Annotated in this window: 14 protein-coding genes; 7 read left to right on the top strand and 7 right to left on the bottom strand. The window is 62.0% G+C overall.

Features of this window, described 5'->3' with window-relative positions:
* Nucleotides 1-137: 137 nt before the first annotated feature.
* Nucleotides 138-2057 carry an ATP-binding cassette domain-containing protein gene (locus tag IB241_RS12075; protein ID WP_192298620.1) on the bottom strand — a complete coding sequence of 640 codons (1920 nt, stop codon included), beginning with the start codon at nucleotides 2055-2057 and terminating at the stop codon, nucleotides 138-140.
* Nucleotides 2058-2271: 214 nt separating this feature from the next.
* Between IB241_RS12075 and IB241_RS12070 the strand changes: the two genes are divergently transcribed.
* Nucleotides 2272-4200, top strand: coding sequence for a transglycosylase SLT domain-containing protein (locus tag IB241_RS12070; protein WP_192298619.1), 1929 nt, complete (start codon nucleotides 2272-2274; stop codon nucleotides 4198-4200).
* 134 nt (nucleotides 4201-4334) lie between these two features.
* On the opposite strand, the gene IB241_RS12065 is transcribed toward IB241_RS12070, so the two are convergent.
* Nucleotides 4335-6101: an ABC transporter transmembrane domain-containing protein gene (locus tag IB241_RS12065; protein ID WP_192298618.1), complete on the bottom strand. Its 1767-nt coding sequence runs from the start codon at nucleotides 6099-6101 to the stop codon at nucleotides 4335-4337.
* 246 nt (nucleotides 6102-6347) lie between these two features.
* On the opposite strand from IB241_RS12065, the gene IB241_RS12060 reads away from it, so the two are divergent.
* A complete protein-coding gene (locus IB241_RS12060) occupies nucleotides 6348-6521 on the top strand; it encodes a PA1571 family protein (RefSeq protein WP_192298617.1) in 174 nt (57 codons plus the stop codon).
* A 60-nt stretch (nucleotides 6522-6581) separates the two neighbouring features.
* Here IB241_RS12060 and pdxB read toward each other — a convergent pair whose 3' ends face one another.
* Entirely contained in the window at nucleotides 6582-7724 is a 1143-nt protein-coding gene (pdxB, locus tag IB241_RS12055) for a 4-phosphoerythronate dehydrogenase PdxB (protein WP_192298616.1), read from the bottom strand.
* Nucleotides 7725-8004: 280 nt separating this feature from the next.
* On the opposite strand from pdxB, the gene IB241_RS12050 reads away from it, so the two are divergent.
* Nucleotides 8005-9399: an MATE family efflux transporter gene (locus tag IB241_RS12050; RefSeq protein WP_192298615.1), complete on the top strand. Its 1395-nt coding sequence runs from the start codon at nucleotides 8005-8007 to the stop codon at nucleotides 9397-9399.
* On the opposite strand, the gene tusA is transcribed toward IB241_RS12050, so the two are convergent.
* Nucleotides 9396-9641, bottom strand: coding sequence for a sulfurtransferase TusA (gene tusA / locus IB241_RS12045; protein ID WP_192298614.1), 246 nt, complete (start codon nucleotides 9639-9641; stop codon nucleotides 9396-9398). The genes IB241_RS12050 and tusA overlap by 4 nt on opposite strands.
* A gap of 161 nt (nucleotides 9642-9802) precedes the next feature.
* Nucleotides 9803-10879, bottom strand: a complete 1077-nt coding sequence (rlmM, locus tag IB241_RS12040; RefSeq protein ID WP_192298613.1) for a 23S rRNA (cytidine(2498)-2'-O)-methyltransferase RlmM — start codon at nucleotides 10877-10879, stop codon at nucleotides 9803-9805.
* Nucleotides 10880-11075: 196 nt separating this feature from the next.
* Here rlmM and acnA point away from each other — a divergent pair, with 196 nt between their 5' ends.
* Nucleotides 11076-13817: an aconitate hydratase AcnA gene (gene acnA / locus IB241_RS12035; protein ID WP_192298612.1), complete on the top strand. Its 2742-nt coding sequence runs from the start codon at nucleotides 11076-11078 to the stop codon at nucleotides 13815-13817.
* Nucleotides 13818-13950: 133 nt separating this feature from the next.
* Here acnA and IB241_RS12030 read toward each other — a convergent pair whose 3' ends face one another.
* Nucleotides 13951-14886, bottom strand: coding sequence for an aspartyl/asparaginyl beta-hydroxylase domain-containing protein (locus IB241_RS12030; protein WP_192298611.1), 936 nt, complete (start codon nucleotides 14884-14886; stop codon nucleotides 13951-13953).
* Nucleotides 14887-15001: 115 nt separating this feature from the next.
* The gene (cysK, locus tag IB241_RS12025; protein WP_192298610.1) at nucleotides 15002-15976 is read right to left on the bottom strand and encodes a cysteine synthase A; all 975 of its coding nucleotides are present in this window, start codon (nucleotides 15974-15976) and stop codon (nucleotides 15002-15004) included.
* A 127-nt stretch (nucleotides 15977-16103) separates the two neighbouring features.
* Here cysK and IB241_RS12020 point away from each other — a divergent pair, with 127 nt between their 5' ends.
* From IB241_RS12020 to IB241_RS12010, 3 genes are all read left to right on the top strand, one after another.
* On the top strand, nucleotides 16104-17180 hold the full coding sequence (locus tag IB241_RS12020; RefSeq protein ID WP_192298609.1) for a DUF748 domain-containing protein: 1077 nt from the start codon (nucleotides 16104-16106) through the stop codon (nucleotides 17178-17180).
* 273 nt (nucleotides 17181-17453) lie between these two features.
* Nucleotides 17454-18299 carry an AAA family ATPase gene (locus IB241_RS12015; protein ID WP_034112447.1) on the top strand — a complete coding sequence of 282 codons (846 nt, stop codon included), beginning with the start codon at nucleotides 17454-17456 and terminating at the stop codon, nucleotides 18297-18299.
* Nucleotides 18299-19477, top strand: a complete 1179-nt coding sequence (locus tag IB241_RS12010) for a vWA domain-containing protein (protein ID WP_192298608.1) — start codon at nucleotides 18299-18301, stop codon at nucleotides 19475-19477. Before IB241_RS12015 ends, IB241_RS12010 begins: the two co-directional genes overlap by 1 nt.
* The last annotated feature ends 154 nt before the right edge of the window (nucleotides 19478-19631 follow it).

Here is a 19631-nt window from a genome sequence, read left to right as displayed (position 1 = left end):
CTGTCAGCTGCGGCATTTGGCGGCTGATACACCGCTTTCGCAGACAAGCCCGCTCCCACACGTTTGATAGCATTTCATACAAAAAGCCCGGCGTTCATGCGAATGAAAGCCGGGCTTTTTTAATGCGCAGGAATCAATCAGGCATCCAACTCAGCCCAACGCTCAACCAACGCTTCCAGTTCCTGGTTCAATTTTTCCAGGGAGGCGATGACCTTGGCAGTCTCAGCTGCCGGACGCAGGTAGAACCCCGCGTCAGCCATTTCCGCTTCTACCGCCGCAATCTGCTGTTCCTTGGCGTCGATGTCACCCGGCAGGGCTTCCAGCTCGCGCTGCAGCTTGTAGCTGAGCTTCTTCTTGGCAGCCGGTGCGGCTTCCTGGACCGGCGCAGCGGCGGCCACAGGCGTCACCACCGCCGAAGTCAGGTCGGCCTTGCCGGACTTGCTCTCGGTCACGCCCAGCAGGCGCGGCGAGCCGCCCTGACGCAGCCAGTCCTGGTAACCACCGACGTACTCGCGCACCTTGCCTTCACCTTCGAAGACCAGGGTGCTGGTGACCACGTTGTCGAGGAATGCCCGGTCGTGGCTGACCATCAGCACGGTGCCGTTGAAGGTCAGCAAGACCTCTTCCAGCAGCTCGAGGGTTTCCACGTCGAGGTCGTTGGTCGGTTCGTCGAGGACCAGCAGGTTCGCCGGCTTGCTGAACAGCTTGGCCAGCAGCAGGCGCGCACGCTCACCACCAGACAAGGCTTTCACCGGCGTGCGTGCACGCTGCGGGCTGAACAGGAAGTCGCCCAGGTAGCTGAGCACGTGGCGGCTCTGGCCGTCGATGTCGATAAAGTCACGGCCTTCGGCGACGTTGTCGATCACGGTTTTTTCCAGGTCCAACTGGTGGCGCAACTGGTCGAAGTAAGCCACGTCGATGCGCGTGCCCTCCTCAACCTTGCCGCTGGTCGGCTGCAGGCCGCTGAGCATCAGCTTGAGCAAGGTGGTCTTGCCAGTACCGTTGGCGCCCAACAGGCCGATACGGTCGCCACGCTGCAGGACCATGGAGAAGTCCTTGATCAGGAACGGGCCGTCCGGGTGATGGAAGCTGACGTTTTCCAGCACCATCACCTGCTTGCCGGATTTCTCGGCGGTATCCAGCTGGATATTCGCCTTGCCGGTACGCTCGCGACGCTCGCTGCGCTCGACGCGCAAGGCTTTCAAGGCGCGCACGCGGCCCTCGTTACGGGTGCGACGGGCCTTGATGCCCTGGCGGATCCAGACTTCTTCCTGGGCCAGCTTTTTGTCGAACAGCGCGTTGGCGGTCTCTTCAGCCGCCAGGGTGGCTTCCTTGTGCACCAGGAAGCTGGCGTAGTCGCCGTTCCAGTCGATCAGGCCGCCACGGTCCAGTTCAAGGATGCGCGTGGCCAGGTTTTGCAGGAAGGAACGGTCGTGCGTGATAAACAGCACGGCGCCCTGGAAATCCTTGAGGGCTTCTTCCAGCCAGGCGATGGCGCCAATGTCCAAGTGGTTGGTTGGCTCATCGAGCAGCAGCAGGTCCGGTTCGGACACCAGGGCCTGGGCCAGCAGCACACGACGACGCCAGCCGCCGGACAACTCGGCGAGGGTCTTGTCGGGCGGCAGTTGCAGGCGGCTCAGAGTGCTGTCGACCAGTTGCTGCAAACGCCAGCCGTCACGGGCTTCGAGGTCTTGCTGGACATGCATCAGCTTGTTCAGGTCGTCTTCGGTGACACAGTTCTGCGCCAGGTGGTGGTATTCGGCGAGCAGTGCGCCGACGCCGTCGAGGCCTTCGGCAACCACGTCGAACACTGTCCGTCCGTCGGCCACCGGCAATTCTTGCGGCAATTCGCCGATCTTGAGGCCTGGGGAGCGCCACACGGAGCCGTCATCGGGCTTCTGGTCGCCTTTTACCAGCTTCATCATGCTGGACTTGCCGGTGCCGTTGCGGCCGATGATGCACACCCGCTCACCACGGGCGATCTGCCAGGACACCTTGTCCAACAACGGCATAGCGCCGAAAGCAAGGGACACATCGCTGAATTTGAGCAGGGTCATACGCTTCTCCAAAAACTGGGCGCGCATTCTACCTGAGTTAGGGGTGGGATGCGGCTGGCATTTTCGCTATCGACACGTTCTGTAGGACATTTCCGGCGAACCTGAACGAACCGGCCAGCAAAGCTTTCGTAGGTGTCGGGCAAAAGGCTAAGCTAGGGGCAATCTAGTGTCGGCCTTACCGGCGCTCTTCGTGATTTCTCTGCACGGACGTCTCATGCGCAGTCGCCTTTTCAACTTTTTATCTTGTCTGCTTCTTTCCGCCACTGCCGCCCAATCCGCCCAGGCCGTGGACCTCACTACCCAACGTCAATATTACGATGAGGCCAAGCGTGCCCTGGCCAAGGGCGATTCCGGCCCGTACATGCAATACAGCCAGGCGCTGGCCGACTACCCGCTGACGCCGTACCTGGCCTACGACGAGCTGACCGCGCGCCTGAAAACCGCGAGCAACGAGGAAATCGAACAATTTCTTGGCAAAAACGGCGACCTGCCCCAAGCCAACTGGATGAAGTTGCGCTGGCTGCGCTGGCTGGCCGAGCGTGGCGACTGGCAGACCTTTGAAAAGTACTACGAGCCCAAGCTCAACTTCGTCGAACTGGACTGTCTGCATGCCCAGTACCAACTCACCCACAATCTGAAGGCAGAAGGCTACAAGACCACCGAAAAGCTCTGGCTGACCGGCAAGTCCCAGCCATCCGCCTGTGATGCCACCTTCGCCCAATGGGCCGCAGACGGCCAACTCACCGAACAGAAGATCTGGGACCGTGCCAAGCTCGCCGCCGAAGCGCGCAACTACGCGCTGGCCAACAGCCTGGTGAAAACCCTGCCAACCCTCGGCGCCCAAGGCCGCCTGATGGTGGACGTTGCGCAAAAGCCCGAGATGCTGAGCGACCCGTCGCGCTTCCGGCCGGTCAACGAGGCCATGTCTGACGCCGTGGGCCTGGGCCTGCGTCGCCTGGCGCGCCAGGACCCGGACAAGGCCATGGCCCTGCTCGACGGCTACGCCAGCAGCATGCACTTCTCCCGTGACGAAAAAGTGTCGATCGCCCGTGAAATCGGCCTGACCCTGGCACGTCGCTACGACCCGCGCGCCCTTGACGTGATGACCCAGTACGACCCGGAACTGCGCGACAACACCGTGTCCGAATGGCGCCTGCGTCTGCTGCTGCGCCTGGCACGCTGGGAAGATGCCTACCAGCTAACCCGCAAGCTCCCACAAGACCTGGCGACCACCAATCGCTGGCGCTACTGGCAGGCCCGCGCCCTGGAACTGGCCGAACCCAAAAACCCGCAAGCCCTGGTGCTGTACAAAAACGTGGCCAAGGAACGTGATTTCTACGGTTTCCTCGCCGCCGACCGCTCCAAATCCCCCTACCAGCTGACCAACAAACCGCTGGTGATGAGCCAGGCGCTGACCAACAAGGTGCGCAATACCCCAGGCGTGCGCCGTGCCCTGGAGTTCTACGCCCGCGGCCAGATCGTCGATGGCCGTCGTGAGTGGTATCACGTCAGCCGCCACTTCAACCGCGACGAAATGGTCGCCCAGGCCAAGCTGGCCTACGACATGAAGTGGTACTTCCCGGCGATCCGCACCATCAGCCAGGCGCAGTACTGGGACGACCTGGACATCCGCTTCCCGATGGCCCACCGCGACACCCTGGTGCGTGAAGCCAAGGTGCGCGGCCTGCATTCGAGCTGGGTGTTCGCCATCACCCGCCAGGAAAGCGCGTTCATGGACGACGCCCGCTCCGGCGTCGGCGCCAGTGGCCTGATGCAACTGATGCCCGGCACCGCCAAGGAAACCGCGCGCAAGTTCAGCATCCCCCTGGCCTCCCCGACCCAGGTGCTCGATCCGGACAAAAACATCCAGCTCGGCGCGGCCTACCTGAGCCAGGTGCACAGCCAGTTCAACGGCAACCGCGTGCTCGCATCGGCCGCCTACAACGCCGGCCCCGGTCGCGTACGTCAATGGCTGCGCGGCGCCGATCACCTGAGTTTCGACGTGTGGGTGGAAAGCATCCCGTTCGACGAAACCCGCCAGTACGTACAGAACGTGCTGTCTTATTCGGTGATCTACGGGCAGAAGCTCAATTCACCGCAGCCGCTGGTGGATTGGCACGAACGCTACTTTGACGACCAGTAGTGAGCGGGCTTGCCCCGCGCTGGGGGGCGAAGCCGCCCTAAACCCAGGCACCACGGTGTATCAGTAAGACCGCGGGGCCTGGATTTGGGGCGGCTTCGCCCCCCAGCGCGGGGCAAGCCCGCTCACTACATCCGTCAGGGGCTGTCACTGAACTGCAATGCCGCCAACCGCGCATACAGCGCATTGCTCGCAATCAGTTGCTGATGCGTGCCCACCGCCACCAGCTTGCCTTGGTCCATCACCGCGATCCGATCCGCGTTCTTCACCGTTGCCAGCCGATGGGCGATCACCAGCGTGGTACGGCCCTGCATGAGTTGCGGCAGCGCTTGCTGGATCAAGTGTTCACTCTGCGCATCCAGCGCACTGGTGGCTTCGTCCAGCAGCAGAATCGGTGCATCCACCAGCAAGGCGCGGGCGATGGCTAGGCGTTGGCGCTGGCCGCCGGAAAGGCCCATGCCGCCGTCCCCCAGGTGGGTCTGGTAGCCGTCGGGCATTTGCAGGATGAAATCGTGGGCGTGGGCGATGCGTGCGGCGGCTTCGACCTGTTCCCGGGTGGCGGTCGGGTTGCCATAGCGGATGTTTTCTTCGACGCTGCCGAAGAACAGCGCCGGGCTTTGGGACACCAGGGCGAAGTGGCGGCGCAGGTCCATGGGCTCAAGTTCGGTCAGCGGCTGGCCTTCGATCAGGATACGGCCGTGCTGCGGGTCATAGAAACGCAGCAGCAAATCGAAAATCGTCGATTTGCCTGCGCCGGACGGACCGACCAGGGCCAGGGTTTCGCCAGGGTTAATCGTCAGATTCAAGCCGTCGATGGCGTAGCTGTCCGGCCGCGATGGGTAGGAAAAGCGCACGTCTTGCAACTCCATACGACCGCTGACGCGCTCCGGCAACTGGACCGTGCCAGTGGCAGGTGCCTGGATGTCATTGTTTGACTGCAACAATTCGCCGATGCGCTCGGCGGCACCGGCAGCACGCTGCAATTCACCGAGCACTTCACTCAGGGTGCCGACGGCGCTGCCGACGATCAGGCTGTAGAACACAAACGCCGCCAGCTCCCCACCGGAAATGCGCCCGCCGATCACGTCCATACCCCCCACCCAGAGCATCACGCCCACGGCGCCGAGCACCAGCATGATCACCAGGGTAATCAGCCATGCGCGCTGGACGATACGTTTGCGCGCCGTGGCGAAGGCCTCTTCCACGGTCATGGCGAAGCGCTGCTCGTCCTGCACCTGATGGTTGTAGGCCTGCACGGTCTTGATCTGCCCAAGGGTCTCGGACACATAGCTGCCCACGTCGGCGATCCGGTCCTGGCTCTGGCGCGACAAGCTGCGCACGCGGCGGCCGAAGATCAGGATCGGCGCAAGCACCAGCGGCAACGCAACCACCACAATACTGGTGAGCTTGGGATTGGTGACAAACAGCAGCACGATGCCACCGATGACCATCAACCCATTGCGCAGGAACAGCGACAGCGACGAACCGATCACCGATTGCAGCAACGTGGTGTCGGTGGTCAGGCGCGACTGGATTTCCGAGCTGCGGTTGTTCTCGTAGAACCCCGGGTGCAGGTAGATCAGGTGGTTGAACACCTGACGCCGGATGTCCGCCACCACCCGCTCGCCAATCCACGACACCAGGTAGAACCGCGCAAAGGTGCCCACGGCCAGGCCCAGTACCAACAGCATGAACAGACCGATGGACTGGTTGAGCAGGTGCGGCGATTGGGTCATGAAGCCCTGGTCCACCAGCAGGCGGATGCCCTGCCCCATGGACAAGGTAATGCCTGCCGTGATGATCAGCGCCAACAAGGCACCCAGCGCCTGCCAGCGGTAGGGCGCGATAAAGCGGCTGGCCAGGCGGATCGCACGGCGTTGACGGATCGAGAACATGGAGGGCATCACCTGCGCAAGGAGGATAGGTATCTACACTGCAACATTGGGGGAACTTGGCTGAATAACAATGAGTCAGGTTAATTATGCCCGCCAGCATGGGCGCCTAGAGGCTATCGGTCTAATACCCGGCTGGAAATCCGCAGTGGTTTCTGGTGGACTGAGGGTTCGAACCGGTGATCTAGCAGGGAGTTGTAACAGCGCGGTCACGCGGGGGAATTAGAGTAGGTACACAACCTGATGAGGAGACAGGCCATGACCTTGCACACCAGCAGCAATGCCAAGATTGAAGTGATCCGTCAGCCGCAGCAGTTGCCTTGCTCGTATATCGATGCAACGGGCCGCGAAGTGCAGATCACCGAAGAGATGATCCAGCAAGCGTGCAGCGAGCTGGAACAGCGACTGGTCACGCCTGCCAAGCAAGGCTGAAGCGCCCAAGCTCTTTCAAACCCGGCCCAGGTGGCCGGTTTTTTTGTGGCGTGGGAGTGCCTACAGGGACTTGGCGCCCAACGCCGAGACGATGCTGGTCAGCACCGCCGACTCACCGTTGATGCGCACGCTCAAACCATCGATCTCACGCCGCGCCGGATAATGCTTGCGCAACAGGTCAAAGGCCGTGCGCTGTTCCTGCACCGTACCTACAAGGCTGCGGCGAAAATCCGCATCGTCGCGGCGCGGGTCGTACACGCTGCGGCACAAGGTCGCCAGCGCCCAGGCCGGGTCGGTTTCTGCATTCAGGTGCACCTCGGCCAGCCACAACGGTGGCAGCAGGTCGCTCAGTTGAATGCTCGGCGCCTGCCCCAGATAAGCACAGAACGCCTGATAGATCTGTGCCGTACCGCGCTGGCGGCCTTCCAGGCTATAGCCGGCGATATGCGGCGTGGCCAGCACGCACAGGTCGGCCAGGTCGACGTCTACCTCGGGCTCACCTTCCCACACGTCCAACACTGCTTGCAGGTCTTCGCGCGCCAGTAACACTTCGCGCAGGGCCGCATTGTCCACCACCGGCCCACGGCTGGCGTTGATCAGCCAAGTGCCGAGCTTGAGTTGGTTGAGGCGCTGACGATCAAACAGGTGCCAGGTGGAAGCGTTGCCAGACTTGGTCAGCGGCGTGTGCAGGCTGATCACATCGCACTGCTCGATGATCTGCTCCAGGCTGACGTAATCCCCGCCTTCGGCGCCCTGCCGTGGCGGATCGCACACCAGCACGTTCCAGCCCAGGCCCTTGAGCACCTTGACCAGCCGCCCGCCGACTTCCCCGGCGCCGACGATGCCGTAGGTGCGCTGATTGAGGTCGGCACCTTCGATCTCGGCCAGGGTCTGCAAGCTGCCCAGCACGTAATCCACCACGCCCCGCGCATTGCAGCCGGGGGCGCTGGACCACTGGATGCCGGCCTGCTTGAAATAATCGAGGTCCAGGTGATCGGTGCCGATGGTGCACGTGCCGACAAACCGCACCGACGAGCCTTCCAGCAGCGCGCGATTGACGTTGGTCACCGAACGCACCAGCAGCACATCGGCCTGCTCCACGGTGGCGCGGTCAATGGAACGGCCGGGCACCCGGCGGATCTCGCCAAAGCCTTCGAAGAAGGCATCGAGCAGCGGAATATTTTCGTCGGCAACAATCAACATGGCAGGCTCCTTTCGCGGACCCGCAGTGTACACAGTTCCCATGCAGGGGAGCTTGTGTGGGAGCGGGCTTGCTCGCGAATACGGTGGGTCAGTAACAAATCAGTCGCCTGACACGCCGCCTTCGCGAGCAAGCCCGCTCCCACACAAGCCAGCTCCCACAAGGGATTTGTGGTGCTTGGAAGGGTGCTTACAAATCGCTAACACAGGTTTTTTCCTGACCATTGCGTCAGGGCGTAGAATCCGCCGTCCTTGCGTCTCCCTTATTCCTGGACACCCGTACGTGAACACTGCCACCGCTCCCCTCACCCGCCCCGCCCGCATCAGCCGGGAAGTGCGCGACCTACTGACGCTCGCCCTGCCGATCATGATCGGCCAACTGGCAACCACCGCGATGAGTTTCGTCGACGCCGTGATGGCCGGGCGCGTCAGCCCGCAGGACCTGGCGGCAGTGGGCCTGGGCAATTCGATCTGGATCCCGGTGTACCTGCTGATGACCGGCACGCTGCTGGCGACCACGCCAAAAGTCGCCCAGCGCTACGGTGCGGGCACGTTCAGCGAAATCGGGCCGTTGGTGCGCCAGTCGCTGTGGCTGGCGCTGGTGGTCGGGAGCATCGCCTCGCTGTTGCTGCTCAGCGCAGAACCGATCCTGCACTGGATGAACGTCGAGCCGGACCTGATCGCACCGTCCATGGGCTACCTGCACGGCATCGCCGCCGGCATGCCGGCGATCGCGCTGTATTACGTATTGCGCTGCTTCAGTGATGGCCTGGGCCGTACGCGGCCAAGCATGGTCATGGGCCTGTGCGGCCTGGCGCTGAACATTCCGCTGAACTACATCTTCATCTACGGCCACCTCGGCGTGCCAGCCATGGGCGGCGTGGGCTGCGGCTGGGCCACGGCCATCGCGATGTGGGTGATGATGCTCGGCCTGGCCGGCTGGACGTTTTTCGGCCCGGCGTACCAGAGCAGCGAACTGTTCAAGCGGTTCGACTGGCCGCAGTGGGCGGTGATCAAGCGCGTACTGGGTATCGGCCTGCCGATCGGCGTGGCGATCTTTGCCGAATCGAGCATCTTCGCGGTGATCGCCCTGTTGATCGGCAGCCTCGGTGCCACGGTGGTGTCCGGTCACCAGATCGCGCTGAACGTCAGCTCGCTGGTGTTCATGATCCCCTACTCCCTGAGCATGGCCGTCACCGTGCGCGTCGGCCAGGCACTGGGGCGGGACCAGCCGCGGGAAGCGCGCTTCGCCGCCGGGGTCGGCATGGGCACCGCCCTCGCCTACGCATGTTTGTCATGCAGCCTGATGCTGGCGTTTCGCGAGCAGATTGCCGCGATCTATACGCCGGACCCGATCGTGATCCACCTGGCCTCGACGCTGATCGTGTTTTCCGCGCTGTTCCAGTTCTCCGACTCGCTGCAAGTCACCGCCGCCGGTGCGCTACGCGGTTATCAGGACACGCGGGTGACCATGGTGCTGACCCTGTTCGCGTATTGGGGTGTGGGGCTACCGGTCGGCTATGCCCTGGGGCTCACCGACTGGCTCGGCGAACCGAGCGGCCCCAGCGGTTTGTGGCAGGGCCTGATCGTCGGCCTGAGTTGTGCGGCAGGGATGTTGCTGGTGCGCCTGGCGCGCAGTGCACGTCGACGCATTCGCGCGGCAAAAGCCCTGGGTTAAGCGGACTTCTTGCGAATCCAGTACAGGTACGTACCGGCCTGCTCCTGCTGATCCACCAGTTCGTGGTCAAGGAACACGCAGAACTTGGGAATATCGCGACGGGTCGACGGATCGGTCGCGATCACCTTGAGCAAGCCGCCGGGCGGCAGGTCGCGGATGTGCTGGTGCAGCATCATCACCGGCTCGGGACAGTTGAGGCCGGTGGCGTCGAGCACAGCGTCTACAGGCAAATCGAGGTTCATACATCACTCCTGAAACGGGCGCCGCTCCAACTGTGGGAGCGGGCTTGTGTGGGAGCGGGCTTGCTCGCGAATGCGGTGTGCCAGTCACTGATGATTTGACTGAACCACCGCTTTCGCGAGCAAGCCCGCTCCCACAGGGGTTTTGAGGTCACTTCAAATATTCAGCGGTTCCTGGGTTTCTTGGGGGTTTCCAGGCGGCGCAGGTGACACGTCACTTCCTCGCGGTCGTGGTACAGCTGCTTGCAGCCGATCTCCACCCGAATGCCGCGCGCCTTGAAGCCGTCCTCGATACGCTCGAGCAAACGCTTCACTTCAGCATAACGCTGCTTCATCGGCAGCTTCAGGTTCACCACCGCTTCACGGCAATGCCCTTCGCCGATCCAGGTTTCCAGCAACGCGGCATTGCGCGCGGGCTTCTCGACGATGTCACACACCATCCAGTCCACCGGCTGCTTGGGCACGAAGGTAAAACCGTCGGCCATCAAGTGTTGCACCAGGCCGGTATCCATCAGGCTTTCGGCCATGGGGCCGTTGTCGATGGCGGTCACCAGCATGCCGCGGTTGACCAGTTGCCAGGTCCAGCCGCCGGGGGCGGCACCGAGGTCGACGCCGGTCATGTCGCCGTGCAGGCGCTCGTCCCACTGGTCGCGAGGGATAAAGTGGTGCCAGGCCTCTTCCAGCTTGAGCGTCGAACGGCTCGGCGCCTCACGCGGGAATTTGAGGCGCGGAATGCCCATCGGCCACATCGCCGAGTTGTTCGACTCGGCCAGGCCCATGAACACTTCGCGGCCGCTCTTGAAGGTCAGCAGCAGGCGCGGTTTGCTCGGGTCGTCCACCAGCTTGCCGGCGTTGAGCAGGGCTTTGCGCAGGTGCACTTCAAATTTCTTGCAGAAGTTCGACAGTTCCTTGCCGTCGTTGGTGTCGACCATCTCCAGCCACAGGCTGCCACATACCGGGAACTCGCGCAGGTGGGCGAGGATCACGCTGATACGGTCGGTTTCCGGCAGGTCGATGAATACCCCGCGCGCCCACTGCCTTGGGAAGATCAACTCGGCAAAACGCTGGCCGTGCATCAGGCGCTGGGCGCCGTCTTCTTCGGTGCAGACAAATTCGGCGCAGGCGCTGCCGGTCTTGGCCTTGGCGTAGCCGGAAACGTTCAGGCGCGCGGCGTGTTCCGCGATCTCGGAACAGACTTCGCCTTCAAACCCCGGGCGGCAGTGCATAAAAAGGGTGTTCATCAACTCTCCTGGTGACTCGACCGACGTTGCGCTATCGCAATGTCTGTCATGAAAACGCGCGCATGATAGCTGAGTTCGGAACCTTGGACTTAACCATAGAGTCCAGTTATTAGCCTGCTAATGAAAACAGCGCTAGCTTTATAGCTCTGTCTGTCCCGTCAGGTCCGTAGCCGTGCGGATCATAAGGAGTCGCGTCATGTCATCGCTTGATAGCCTGAAAACCCTTAAAACCCTGCAAATCGACAGCAAGACCTACCACTACTTCAGCCTGCCCGAGGCGGCCAAAAGCCTGGGCGACCTGGACCGGTTGCCGATGTCGCTCAAAGTGCTGCTGGAAAACCTGCTGCGCTGGGAAGACGACAAGACCGTCACCGGCGCCGACCTCAAGGCCATTGCCGCCTGGCTCAAGGAGCGCCAGTCCGACCGCGAGATCCAGTACCGCCCCGCCCGCGTACTGATGCAGGACTTTACCGGCGTCCCCGCCGTGGTCGACCTGGCCGCCATGCGCGCCGCCGTGGCCAAGGCCGGGGGCGACCCGCAGCGCATCAACCCGCTGTCGCCGGTGGACCTGGTGATCGACCACTCGGTGATGGTCGATAAATTCGGCAACGCCGACGCCTTTGAACAAAACGTCGATATCGAAATGCAGCGCAACGGCGAACGCTACGCCTTCCTGCGCTGGGGCCAGAGTGCCTTCGACAACTTCAGCGTGGTGCCGCCCGGCACCGGCATCTGCCATCAGGTCAACCTCGAATACCTGGGCCGCACCGTGTGGACCAAGGACGAGGACGGCCGCACCTACGCCTTCCCCGACACCCTGGTCGGCACCGACTCCCACACCACCATGATCAACGGCCTCGGCGTACTCGGCTGGGGCGTCGGCGGCATCGAAGCGGAAGCGGCGATGCTCGGCCAGCCGGTGTCGATGCTGATCCCGGAAGTCATCGGTTTCAAACTCACCGGCAAGCTCAAGGAAGGCATCACCGCCACCGACCTGGTGCTGACCGTGACCCAGATGCTGCGCAAGAAAGGCGTGGTGGGTAAATTCGTCGAGTTCTACGGCGACGGCTTGGCCGACCTGCCTCTGGCCGACCGCGCCACCATTGCCAACATGGCTCCGGAATATGGCGCCACCTGCGGTTTTTTCCCGGTGGATGAGGTGACGTTGGACTACCTGCGTCTGTCGGGCCGTCCGTCAGAAACCGTCAAACTGGTCGAGGCCTACACCAAGGCCCAGGGCCTGTGGCGCAATGCCGGCCAGGAACCGGTATTCACCGACAGCCTGGCCCTGGACATGGGCAGCGTCGAAGCCAGCCTGGCCGGGCCAAAACGTCCGCAGGACCGTGTTTCGCTGCCGAATGTCGGCCAGGCGTTCAGCGACTTCCTCGACCTGCAGTTCAAACCGGCCAGCAAAGAGGTCGGCCGCCTGGAAAGCGAAGGCGGCGGCGGTGTCGCCGTGGGCAATGCCGACTTGGTGGGTGAAGCCGATTACGACTTCGAAGGTCAGACCTATCGCCTGAAAAACGGCGCGGTGGTGATCGCCGCGATCACCTCCTGCACCAACACCTCCAACCCCAGCGTGATGATGGCCGCCGGGCTGCTGGCGAAAAAGGCCGTAGAAAAGGGCCTGACGCGCAAGCCCTGGGTCAAAAGCTCCCTGGCACCGGGCTCCAAGGTAGTCACCGACTACTACAACGCCGCCGGGCTCACCCACTACCTCGACAAACTTGGCTTCGACCTGGTGGGCTATGGCTGTACCACCTGCATCGGCAACTCCGGCCCGTTGCCGGAGCCGATTGAAAAAGCCATCCAGAAAGCCGACCTCGCCGTGGCTTCGGTGCTGTCCGGCAACCGCAACTTCGAAGGCCGCGTGCACCCACTGGTGAAAACCAACTGGCTGGCCTCGCCGCCGCTGGTGGTCGCCTATGCGTTGGCCGGCACAGTGCGCATCGACATCAGCAGCGAGCCGCTGGGCAACGATCAGCAGGGCAAGCCGGTGTACCTCAAGGACATCTGGCCGAGCAGCCAGGAGATCGCCGACGCGGTGGCCCAGGTCAGCACCGGCATGTTCCACAAGGAATACGCCGAAGTGTTTGCCGGTGACGAGCAGTGGCAGGCAATTGAAGTACCGCAGGCCGCGACCTACGTGTGGCAGGAGGATTCCACCTACATCCAGCACCCGCCGTTCTTCGACGATATTTCCGGACCGCTGCCGGTAATCGAAGACGTCAAGGGCGCCAACGTCCTGGCCCTGCTCGGCGACTCGGTGACCACCGACCACATCTCCCCTGCTGGCAACATCAAAGCCGACAGCCCCGCCGGCCGCTACCTGCGCGAGCAAGGCGTGGAGCCGCGCGACTTCAACTCCTACGGCTCACGCCGGGGTAACCATGAAGTGATGATGCGCGGCACCTTTGCCAATATCCGCATCCGCAATGAAATGCTCGGCGGCGAGGAAGGCGGCAATACGCTGTACATCCCGACTGGCGAGAAAATGGCGATCTACGATGCGTCGATGAAATACCAGGCCTCGGGGACACCGCTGGTGGTGATCGCCGGCCAGGAATACGGCACGGGCTCGAGCCGCGACTGGGCGGCCAAGGGGACCAACCTGCTGGGGGTGAAGGCGGTGATCGCCGAGAGTTTCGAGCGGATCCACCGTTCCAACCTGGTGGGAATGGGCGTGTTGCCGTTGCAGTTCAAGCTGGATCAGAACCGCAAGACGCTCAAGCTCAGCGGCAAGGAGCAGATCGATATTCTGGGGCTGACGGGCGTGGAGATCGTGCCGCGGATGAACCTGACGCTGGTGATCACGCGGGAGGATGGCAGCAGCGAGAAGGTCGAGGTGCTGTGCCGGATTGATACGCTGAACGAGGTGGAGTACTTCAAGGCGGGGGGCATCTTGCACTACGTCCTGCGGCAGCTGATCGCGTCCTGAGCAACACTGCAAAACCAAATGTGGGAGCGGGCTTGCTCGCGAATGCGGTATGTCAGTCACAGATGTTTCGACTGATCCACCGCATTCGCGAGCAAGCCCGCTCCCACATTTTGACCGTGTTCACAAATTCAGGTCAGAACAACCACTTCCACAGCAATACCAGCACAACCACCGCCAACACCGGCCGCGCAATCCGGTAAGCCTTGGGATGCTTGCGCTTCCACTGCTTGACCACGCCACTGAACTTGTCGCTGAATGTCTTGCTCCAGGCATACGCCTGGTTGATCCCGCCAACCCGCTCGTCGTCCAGGTTCTGCGGCGCCGTGGCGCGGCCCAGTTGCTTGCTGACCCAACGATTGACGCGGGTCATGAAGCCATTGCTCAACGGCCGCTCAATGTCGCAGAACAGGATCACGCGGGTCTGTTCGGTCTCGTTCTTCACCCAGTGCACATAGGTTTCATCGAACATCACGTCGTCACCGTCACGCCAGGCGTACTCCTGCCCGTCGACAAAGATGCGACAAGCGTCGGAATTGGGCGTGGACAGACCCAGGTGATAACGCAAGGAACCGGCGAACGGATCACGGTGCGGGTTGAGGTGGCTGCCACCCGGCAACAGCGCGAACATCGCGCCCTTGACGTTGGGAATGCTGCTCACCAGCGCCACGGTTTTCGGGCACAGCGCCTCGGCCGATGGCAACGGTTTGTCGTACCACTTGAGGTAGAAGCGCTTCCAGCCCTTCTTGAAGAAGGAACCAAAACCGGCGTCGTTGTTCTTTTCGGCGGCGCGGATGTAACCCTCGTCGAACAGGTGCATGGCCTCTTCGCGGATCACTTCCCAGTTGTCCTTCAGCACGTCCAGTTCCGGGAACCTGGAGCGGTCCAGGTACGGCTTGGACGGCACCGCCGAGAACAGGTACATCAAGGCGTTATAGGGGGCGAACAGCGCCGAATGGTTGACGAACTGACGCAATATCGGCAAACGGGCCTTGCCGCGCAGGTGCACATACAGCGTGCTGCCGATAAACAACAGCAACACCGACAGTTTGGCGGCCAAAGAAAAGGTCATGCAGCAACTCCTGGAAAAATGCGCCGGGCATCATAAACACTTGGGCCATTATGCAGAAGGCTTTGGCTGACCGGCTGACACATATCAAACCTTGCGCCCTCGCCACAGACACACATCAGGCTTGGTTTTCCTGTTCGGTAAACAGATCGCTGAACAGCATGCTCGACAGGTAGCGCTCACCGGAGTCCGGCAGGATCACCACGATGGTCTTGCCCTGCATCTCCGGTTTCTGCGCCAGGCGCACCGCCACGGCCATCGCCGCACCGCAGGAGATACCGCACAGAATCCCTTCTTCCTGCATCAGGCGCAGGGCCATGGCCTTGGATTCTTCATCACTGACCAGCTCCACGCGGTCGACCATCGACAGGTCGAGGTTCTTCGGCACGAAACCGGCGCCGATGCCCTGGATCTTGTGCGGGCTTGGCTTGATCTCTTCACCGGCCAGCGCCTGGGTGATCACCGGCGACACGATCGGCTCCACGGCCACCGACAAAATCGGCTTGCCCGCAGTGTTCTTGATATAGCGCGACACGCCGGTGATGGTGCCACCCGTGCCGACGCCGGCCACCAGCACATCCACTGCGCCATCGGTGTCGTTCCAGATTTCCGGGCCGGTGGTTTTTTCGTGGATCGCCGGGTTGGCCGGGTTTTCGAACTGGCCGGGCATAAAGTACCGGGCCGGGTCGCTGGCGACGATTTCAGCGGCTTTCTCGATCGCGCCCTTCATGCCCTTGGCCGGTTCGGTCAGCACCAGCTCGGCGCCGAGGGCCTTGAGCACCTTGCGCCGCTCGATGCTCATGGACGCCGGCATGGTCAACAGCAGCTTGTAGCCACGGGCGGCAGCGACAAACGCCAGGCCGATGCCGGTGTTGCCCGAGGTCGGCTCGACAATGGTCATGCCCGGCTTGAGTTTGCCGCTGCCTTCCGCGTCCCAGATCATGTTCGCGCCGATACGGCACTTCACCGAGTAACCGGGGTTACGCCCTTCGATCTTGGCCAGGATGGTCACGCCACGCGGCGCGATACGGTTGATCTGCACCAGGGGCGTATTACCGATGGAGTGCGCGTTGTCTGCAAAGATGCGGCTCATGACGGGTCCTATGTTGACGGTATCCGGGAAGGCAACAAGGGTATGCCTCGTGCGGCAAAGCGTCCAGTCGCTGGAACGTTGCGCGCCCCTTAGAGGTCAATCGCCTATCTATACGGAGAATACCTACATGAAACGTCGCTACAGCTGGCCGCTATGGACCGTTGCCGGGCTGGTAGTGGTGCTGGTCGCCCTGGACCTGGCCCTGCCCTATCTGGTGCGCAACTACCTGAACGACAAGCTCGCCGACATGGGCGACTACCGCGGCCGGGTCAGCGACGTGGACCTGGCCCTGTGGCGCGGCGCGTACAGGATCAACGGCCTGGAAATCATCAAGGTAGATGGCAAGGTGCCAGTCCCCCTGCTCAAGGCGCCGTTGATCGATCTGGCGATAAGCTGGCAATCGCTGTGGGACGGCCACGCGGTGGTGGCCAAGGTACGGTTTATCAACCCCGAGGTGAACTTCGTCGATGGCGGCGCCAACAGGCAGGCCTCGCAGACCGGTAAAGGCACCGACTGGCGCGCGCAATTGGGCAAACTGGCGCCGTTCACCTTGGATGAAGTGCGCATCGAAGACGGCAAGATCGCCTTCCACAACTTCAGCTCCAAGCCGCCGGTAAACATCAACGCTACGGCCGTCAACGCAAGCTTCTACAACCTCACCAACGTGGTGCAAGTGCAAGGCCAGCGCGACGCCCGCTTCGAAGGCAAGGCCCTGCTGCAAGGCCAGGCGCCGCTGGAAGCCTCCGCCACGTTCGACCCGCTGAGCAACTTCGAGAACTTTGAATTCCGTTTCCGCGCCAAGGATCTGCAACTCAAGCGCATGAACGACTTTGCCTCGGCCTACGGCAAGTTCGACTTCAAGGCCGGCACCGGCGACGTGGTGATCGAAGCCCGGGCGGAAAAAGGCCAGTTGACTGGTTACATCAAGCCATTGTTGCGCGATGTGGAAGTGTTCGACTGGCGGCAGGATGTGGAAAACCAGGACAAAAACATCTTCCGTTCGATCTGGGAAGCGGTGGTCGGCGCCAGCGAGACCGTGTTGAAGAACCAGCAGAAAAACCAGTTCGCCACCCGTGTGGAATTGAGCGGCAGCGTGCATCAGCGAGATGTCAGCGCATTCGGTGCGTTTCTGGCGATTTTACGCAATGGTTTCATCCAGGCCTTTACTGCCCGCTACGAGCAACCCAAGCCCAGCGCCGACTAAAGATATGCACTATTGCTGTAGTGAGCTGGCTTGCCCCGCGCTGGGTGGCGAAGCCGCCCTAAACGGAACGCCGCGGTGCTTCAGCAAGACCGAGTTGCCTGGATTTGGGGCGGCTTCGCCACCCAGCGCGGGGCAAGCCCGCTCACTACAACGTTGCTCCTACGGGCAGGGGGGCCGTGACCGGCCATTCAGAGACTGAATAACCCGTCTGCGTTCACAGTCGCCGGGGCTGCGCGGTATAGTCCGGGCATTGATGAATTCGAGGAAACACCGATGAAGTTCGAAGGCACCCAGGCCTATGTAGCCACCGACGACCTGAAACTGGCCGTCAACGCCGCCATCACCCTGGAGCGGCCGCTGCTGGTCAAGGGCGAGCCCGGCACCGGCAAGACCATGCTCGCCGAGCAATTGGCCGAGTCCTTCGGCGCCAAGTTGATCACCTGGCACATCAAGTCCACCACCAAGGCCCACCAGGGCCTCTACGAGTACGACGCGGTCAGCCGCCTGCGCGACTCGCAACTGGGCGTGGACAAGGTGCACGACGTACGCAACTACCTGAAAAAGGGCAAGCTCTGGGAAGCCTTCGAGTCCGACGAGCGGGTGATCCTGCTGATCGATGAAATCGACAAGGCCGACATCGAGTTCCCCAACGACCTGCTGCAAGAGCTCGACAAGATGGAGTTCTACGTCTACGAGATCGACGAGACCATCAAGGCCAAGAAGCGCCCGATCATCATCATTACCTCCAACAACGAAAAAGAGCTGCCGGACGCGTTCCTGCGCCGCTGCTTCTTTCACTACATCGCCTTCCCCGACCGTACCACCCTGCAAAAGATCGTCGACGTGCACTACCCAGACATCAAGAAAGACCTGGTCAGCGAAGCGCTGGACGTGTTCTTCGACGTGCGCAAGGTGCCAGGCCTGAAGAAAAAACCGTCCACCTCCGAACTGGTGGACTGGCTCAAGCTGCTGATGGCCGACAACATCGGCGAAGCCGTACTGCGCGAGCGCGACCCGACCAAGGCGATTCCACCGCTGGCCGGAGCGCTGGTGAAGAACGAGCAGGACGTGCAGTTGCTGGAGCGTCTGGCGTTCATGAGCCGTCGCGGTAATCGCTGATGCTGCTCAACCTGTTCAATGAAATGCGCGCCGCCAAGGTGCCAGTGTCGGTGCGCGAGCTGCTGGACCTGATCAACGCGCTGAAAATGCGCGTGACCTTCGCCGACATGGACGAGTTCTACTACCTGTCCCGGGCGATCCTGGTCAAGGACGAGCGGCATTTCGACAAGTTCGACCGGGCGTTCAGTGCCTATTTCAACGGCCTGGAAAAACTCGACGAGCACTTGCAGGCACTGATCCCCGAAGAGTGGCTGCGCAAGGAGTTCGAACGTTCGCTGAGCGATGAAGAACGTGCGCAGATCCAGTCCCTGGGCGGCCTCGACAAGCTGATCGAGGAGTTCAAGAAACGCCTGGAAGAACAGAAAGAACGCCATGCCGGCGGCAACAAATGGATCGGCACCGGCGGCACCAGCCCGTTCGGTTCCGGCGGCTACAACCCCGAGGGCATCCGCGTCGGTGACGCCGGCAAGCGCCAGGGCAAGGCCGTCAAAGTGTGGGACCAGCGCGAGTACAAGAACCTCGACGATCAGGTGGAACTGGGCACACGCAATATCAAGATCGCCCTGCGCCGCCTGCGCAAGTTCGCGCGCCAGGGCGCCGCCGAAGAGCTGGACATCGACGGCACCATCGACCACACCGCCCGCGATGCCGGCTTGCTGAACATCCAGATGCGCCCGGAGCGGCGCAACACCATCAAGCTGCTGTTGCTGTTCGACATCGGCGGCTCGATGGACGCCCACGTGAAGATCTGCGAAGAGCTGTTTTCGGCGTGCAAGACCGAGTTCAAGCACCTGGAGTACTTCTACTTTCACAACTTCGTGTACGAATCGGTGTGGAAGAACAACCAGCGCCGCACCTCGGAGCGCACCTCCACCCAGGACCTGCTGCACAAGTACGGCGCGGACTACAAAGTGATCTTTATCGGCGATGCGTCGATGGCACCGTATGAGATCACCCAGGCCGGCGGCAGCGTCGAGCACTGGAACGAAGAACCGGGGTATGTGTGGATGCAGCGCTTCATGGCCAAGTACAAGAAGCTGATCTGGATTAACCCGTATCCCAAGGACACTTGGGGGTATACGGCGTCGACGGGGATTGTGCGGGAATTGGTCGAGGATCAGATGTATCCGCTGACGTTGCGGGGGTTGGAGGAAGGGATGCGCTTCCTCTCCAAGTAAATGGAGATCCAAATGTGGGAGCGGGCTTGAACTGGTCAAGTAATCTTGGACACCGATTAAGGTTTCACGCCGCCAACTTCTCCCTGGCGACTGGTGACCGATAGTCGTTGTAGCTATGCGGCCTGGTGATGTTGTAGCGCGATACATAGCGCTG

This window comes from Pseudomonas sp. PDM05, from assembly GCF_014851685.1.
GTDB lineage: Bacteria > Pseudomonadota > Gammaproteobacteria > Pseudomonadales > Pseudomonadaceae > Aquipseudomonas.
The sequence above is the reverse complement of the archived record's forward strand: the minus strand, read 5'-3'. Positions and strand labels throughout refer to the sequence as shown.

Excerpts from the sequence above, each read along its gene's own strand:
- IB241_RS12075 (WP_192298620.1), bottom strand. The coding sequence starts at position 2,057 with ATGACCCTGCTCAAATTCAGCGATGTGTCCCTTGCTTTCGGCGCTATG.
- IB241_RS12070 (WP_192298619.1), top strand. The coding sequence starts at position 2,272 with ATGCGCAGTCGCCTTTTCAACTTTTTATCTTGTCTGCTTCTTTCCGCC.
- IB241_RS12065 (WP_192298618.1), bottom strand. The coding sequence starts at position 6,101 with ATGCCCTCCATGTTCTCGATCCGTCAACGCCGTGCGATCCGCCTGGCC.
- IB241_RS12060 (WP_192298617.1), top strand. The coding sequence starts at position 6,348 with ATGACCTTGCACACCAGCAGCAATGCCAAGATTGAAGTGATCCGTCAG.
- pdxB (WP_192298616.1), bottom strand. The coding sequence starts at position 7,724 with ATGTTGATTGTTGCCGACGAAAATATTCCGCTGCTCGATGCCTTCTTC.
- tusA (WP_192298614.1), bottom strand. The coding sequence starts at position 9,641 with ATGAACCTCGATTTGCCTGTAGACGCTGTGCTCGACGCCACCGGCCTC.
- rlmM (WP_192298613.1), bottom strand. The coding sequence starts at position 10,879 with ATGAACACCCTTTTTATGCACTGCCGCCCGGGGTTTGAAGGCGAAGTC.
- acnA (WP_192298612.1), top strand. The coding sequence starts at position 11,076 with ATGTCATCGCTTGATAGCCTGAAAACCCTTAAAACCCTGCAAATCGAC.
- IB241_RS12030 (WP_192298611.1), bottom strand. The coding sequence starts at position 14,886 with ATGACCTTTTCTTTGGCCGCCAAACTGTCGGTGTTGCTGTTGTTTATC.
- cysK (WP_192298610.1), bottom strand. The coding sequence starts at position 15,976 with ATGAGCCGCATCTTTGCAGACAACGCGCACTCCATCGGTAATACGCCC.
- IB241_RS12020 (WP_192298609.1), top strand. The coding sequence starts at position 16,104 with ATGAAACGTCGCTACAGCTGGCCGCTATGGACCGTTGCCGGGCTGGTA.
- IB241_RS12015 (WP_034112447.1), top strand. The coding sequence starts at position 17,454 with ATGAAGTTCGAAGGCACCCAGGCCTATGTAGCCACCGACGACCTGAAA.
- IB241_RS12010 (WP_192298608.1), top strand. The coding sequence starts at position 18,299 with ATGCTGCTCAACCTGTTCAATGAAATGCGCGCCGCCAAGGTGCCAGTG.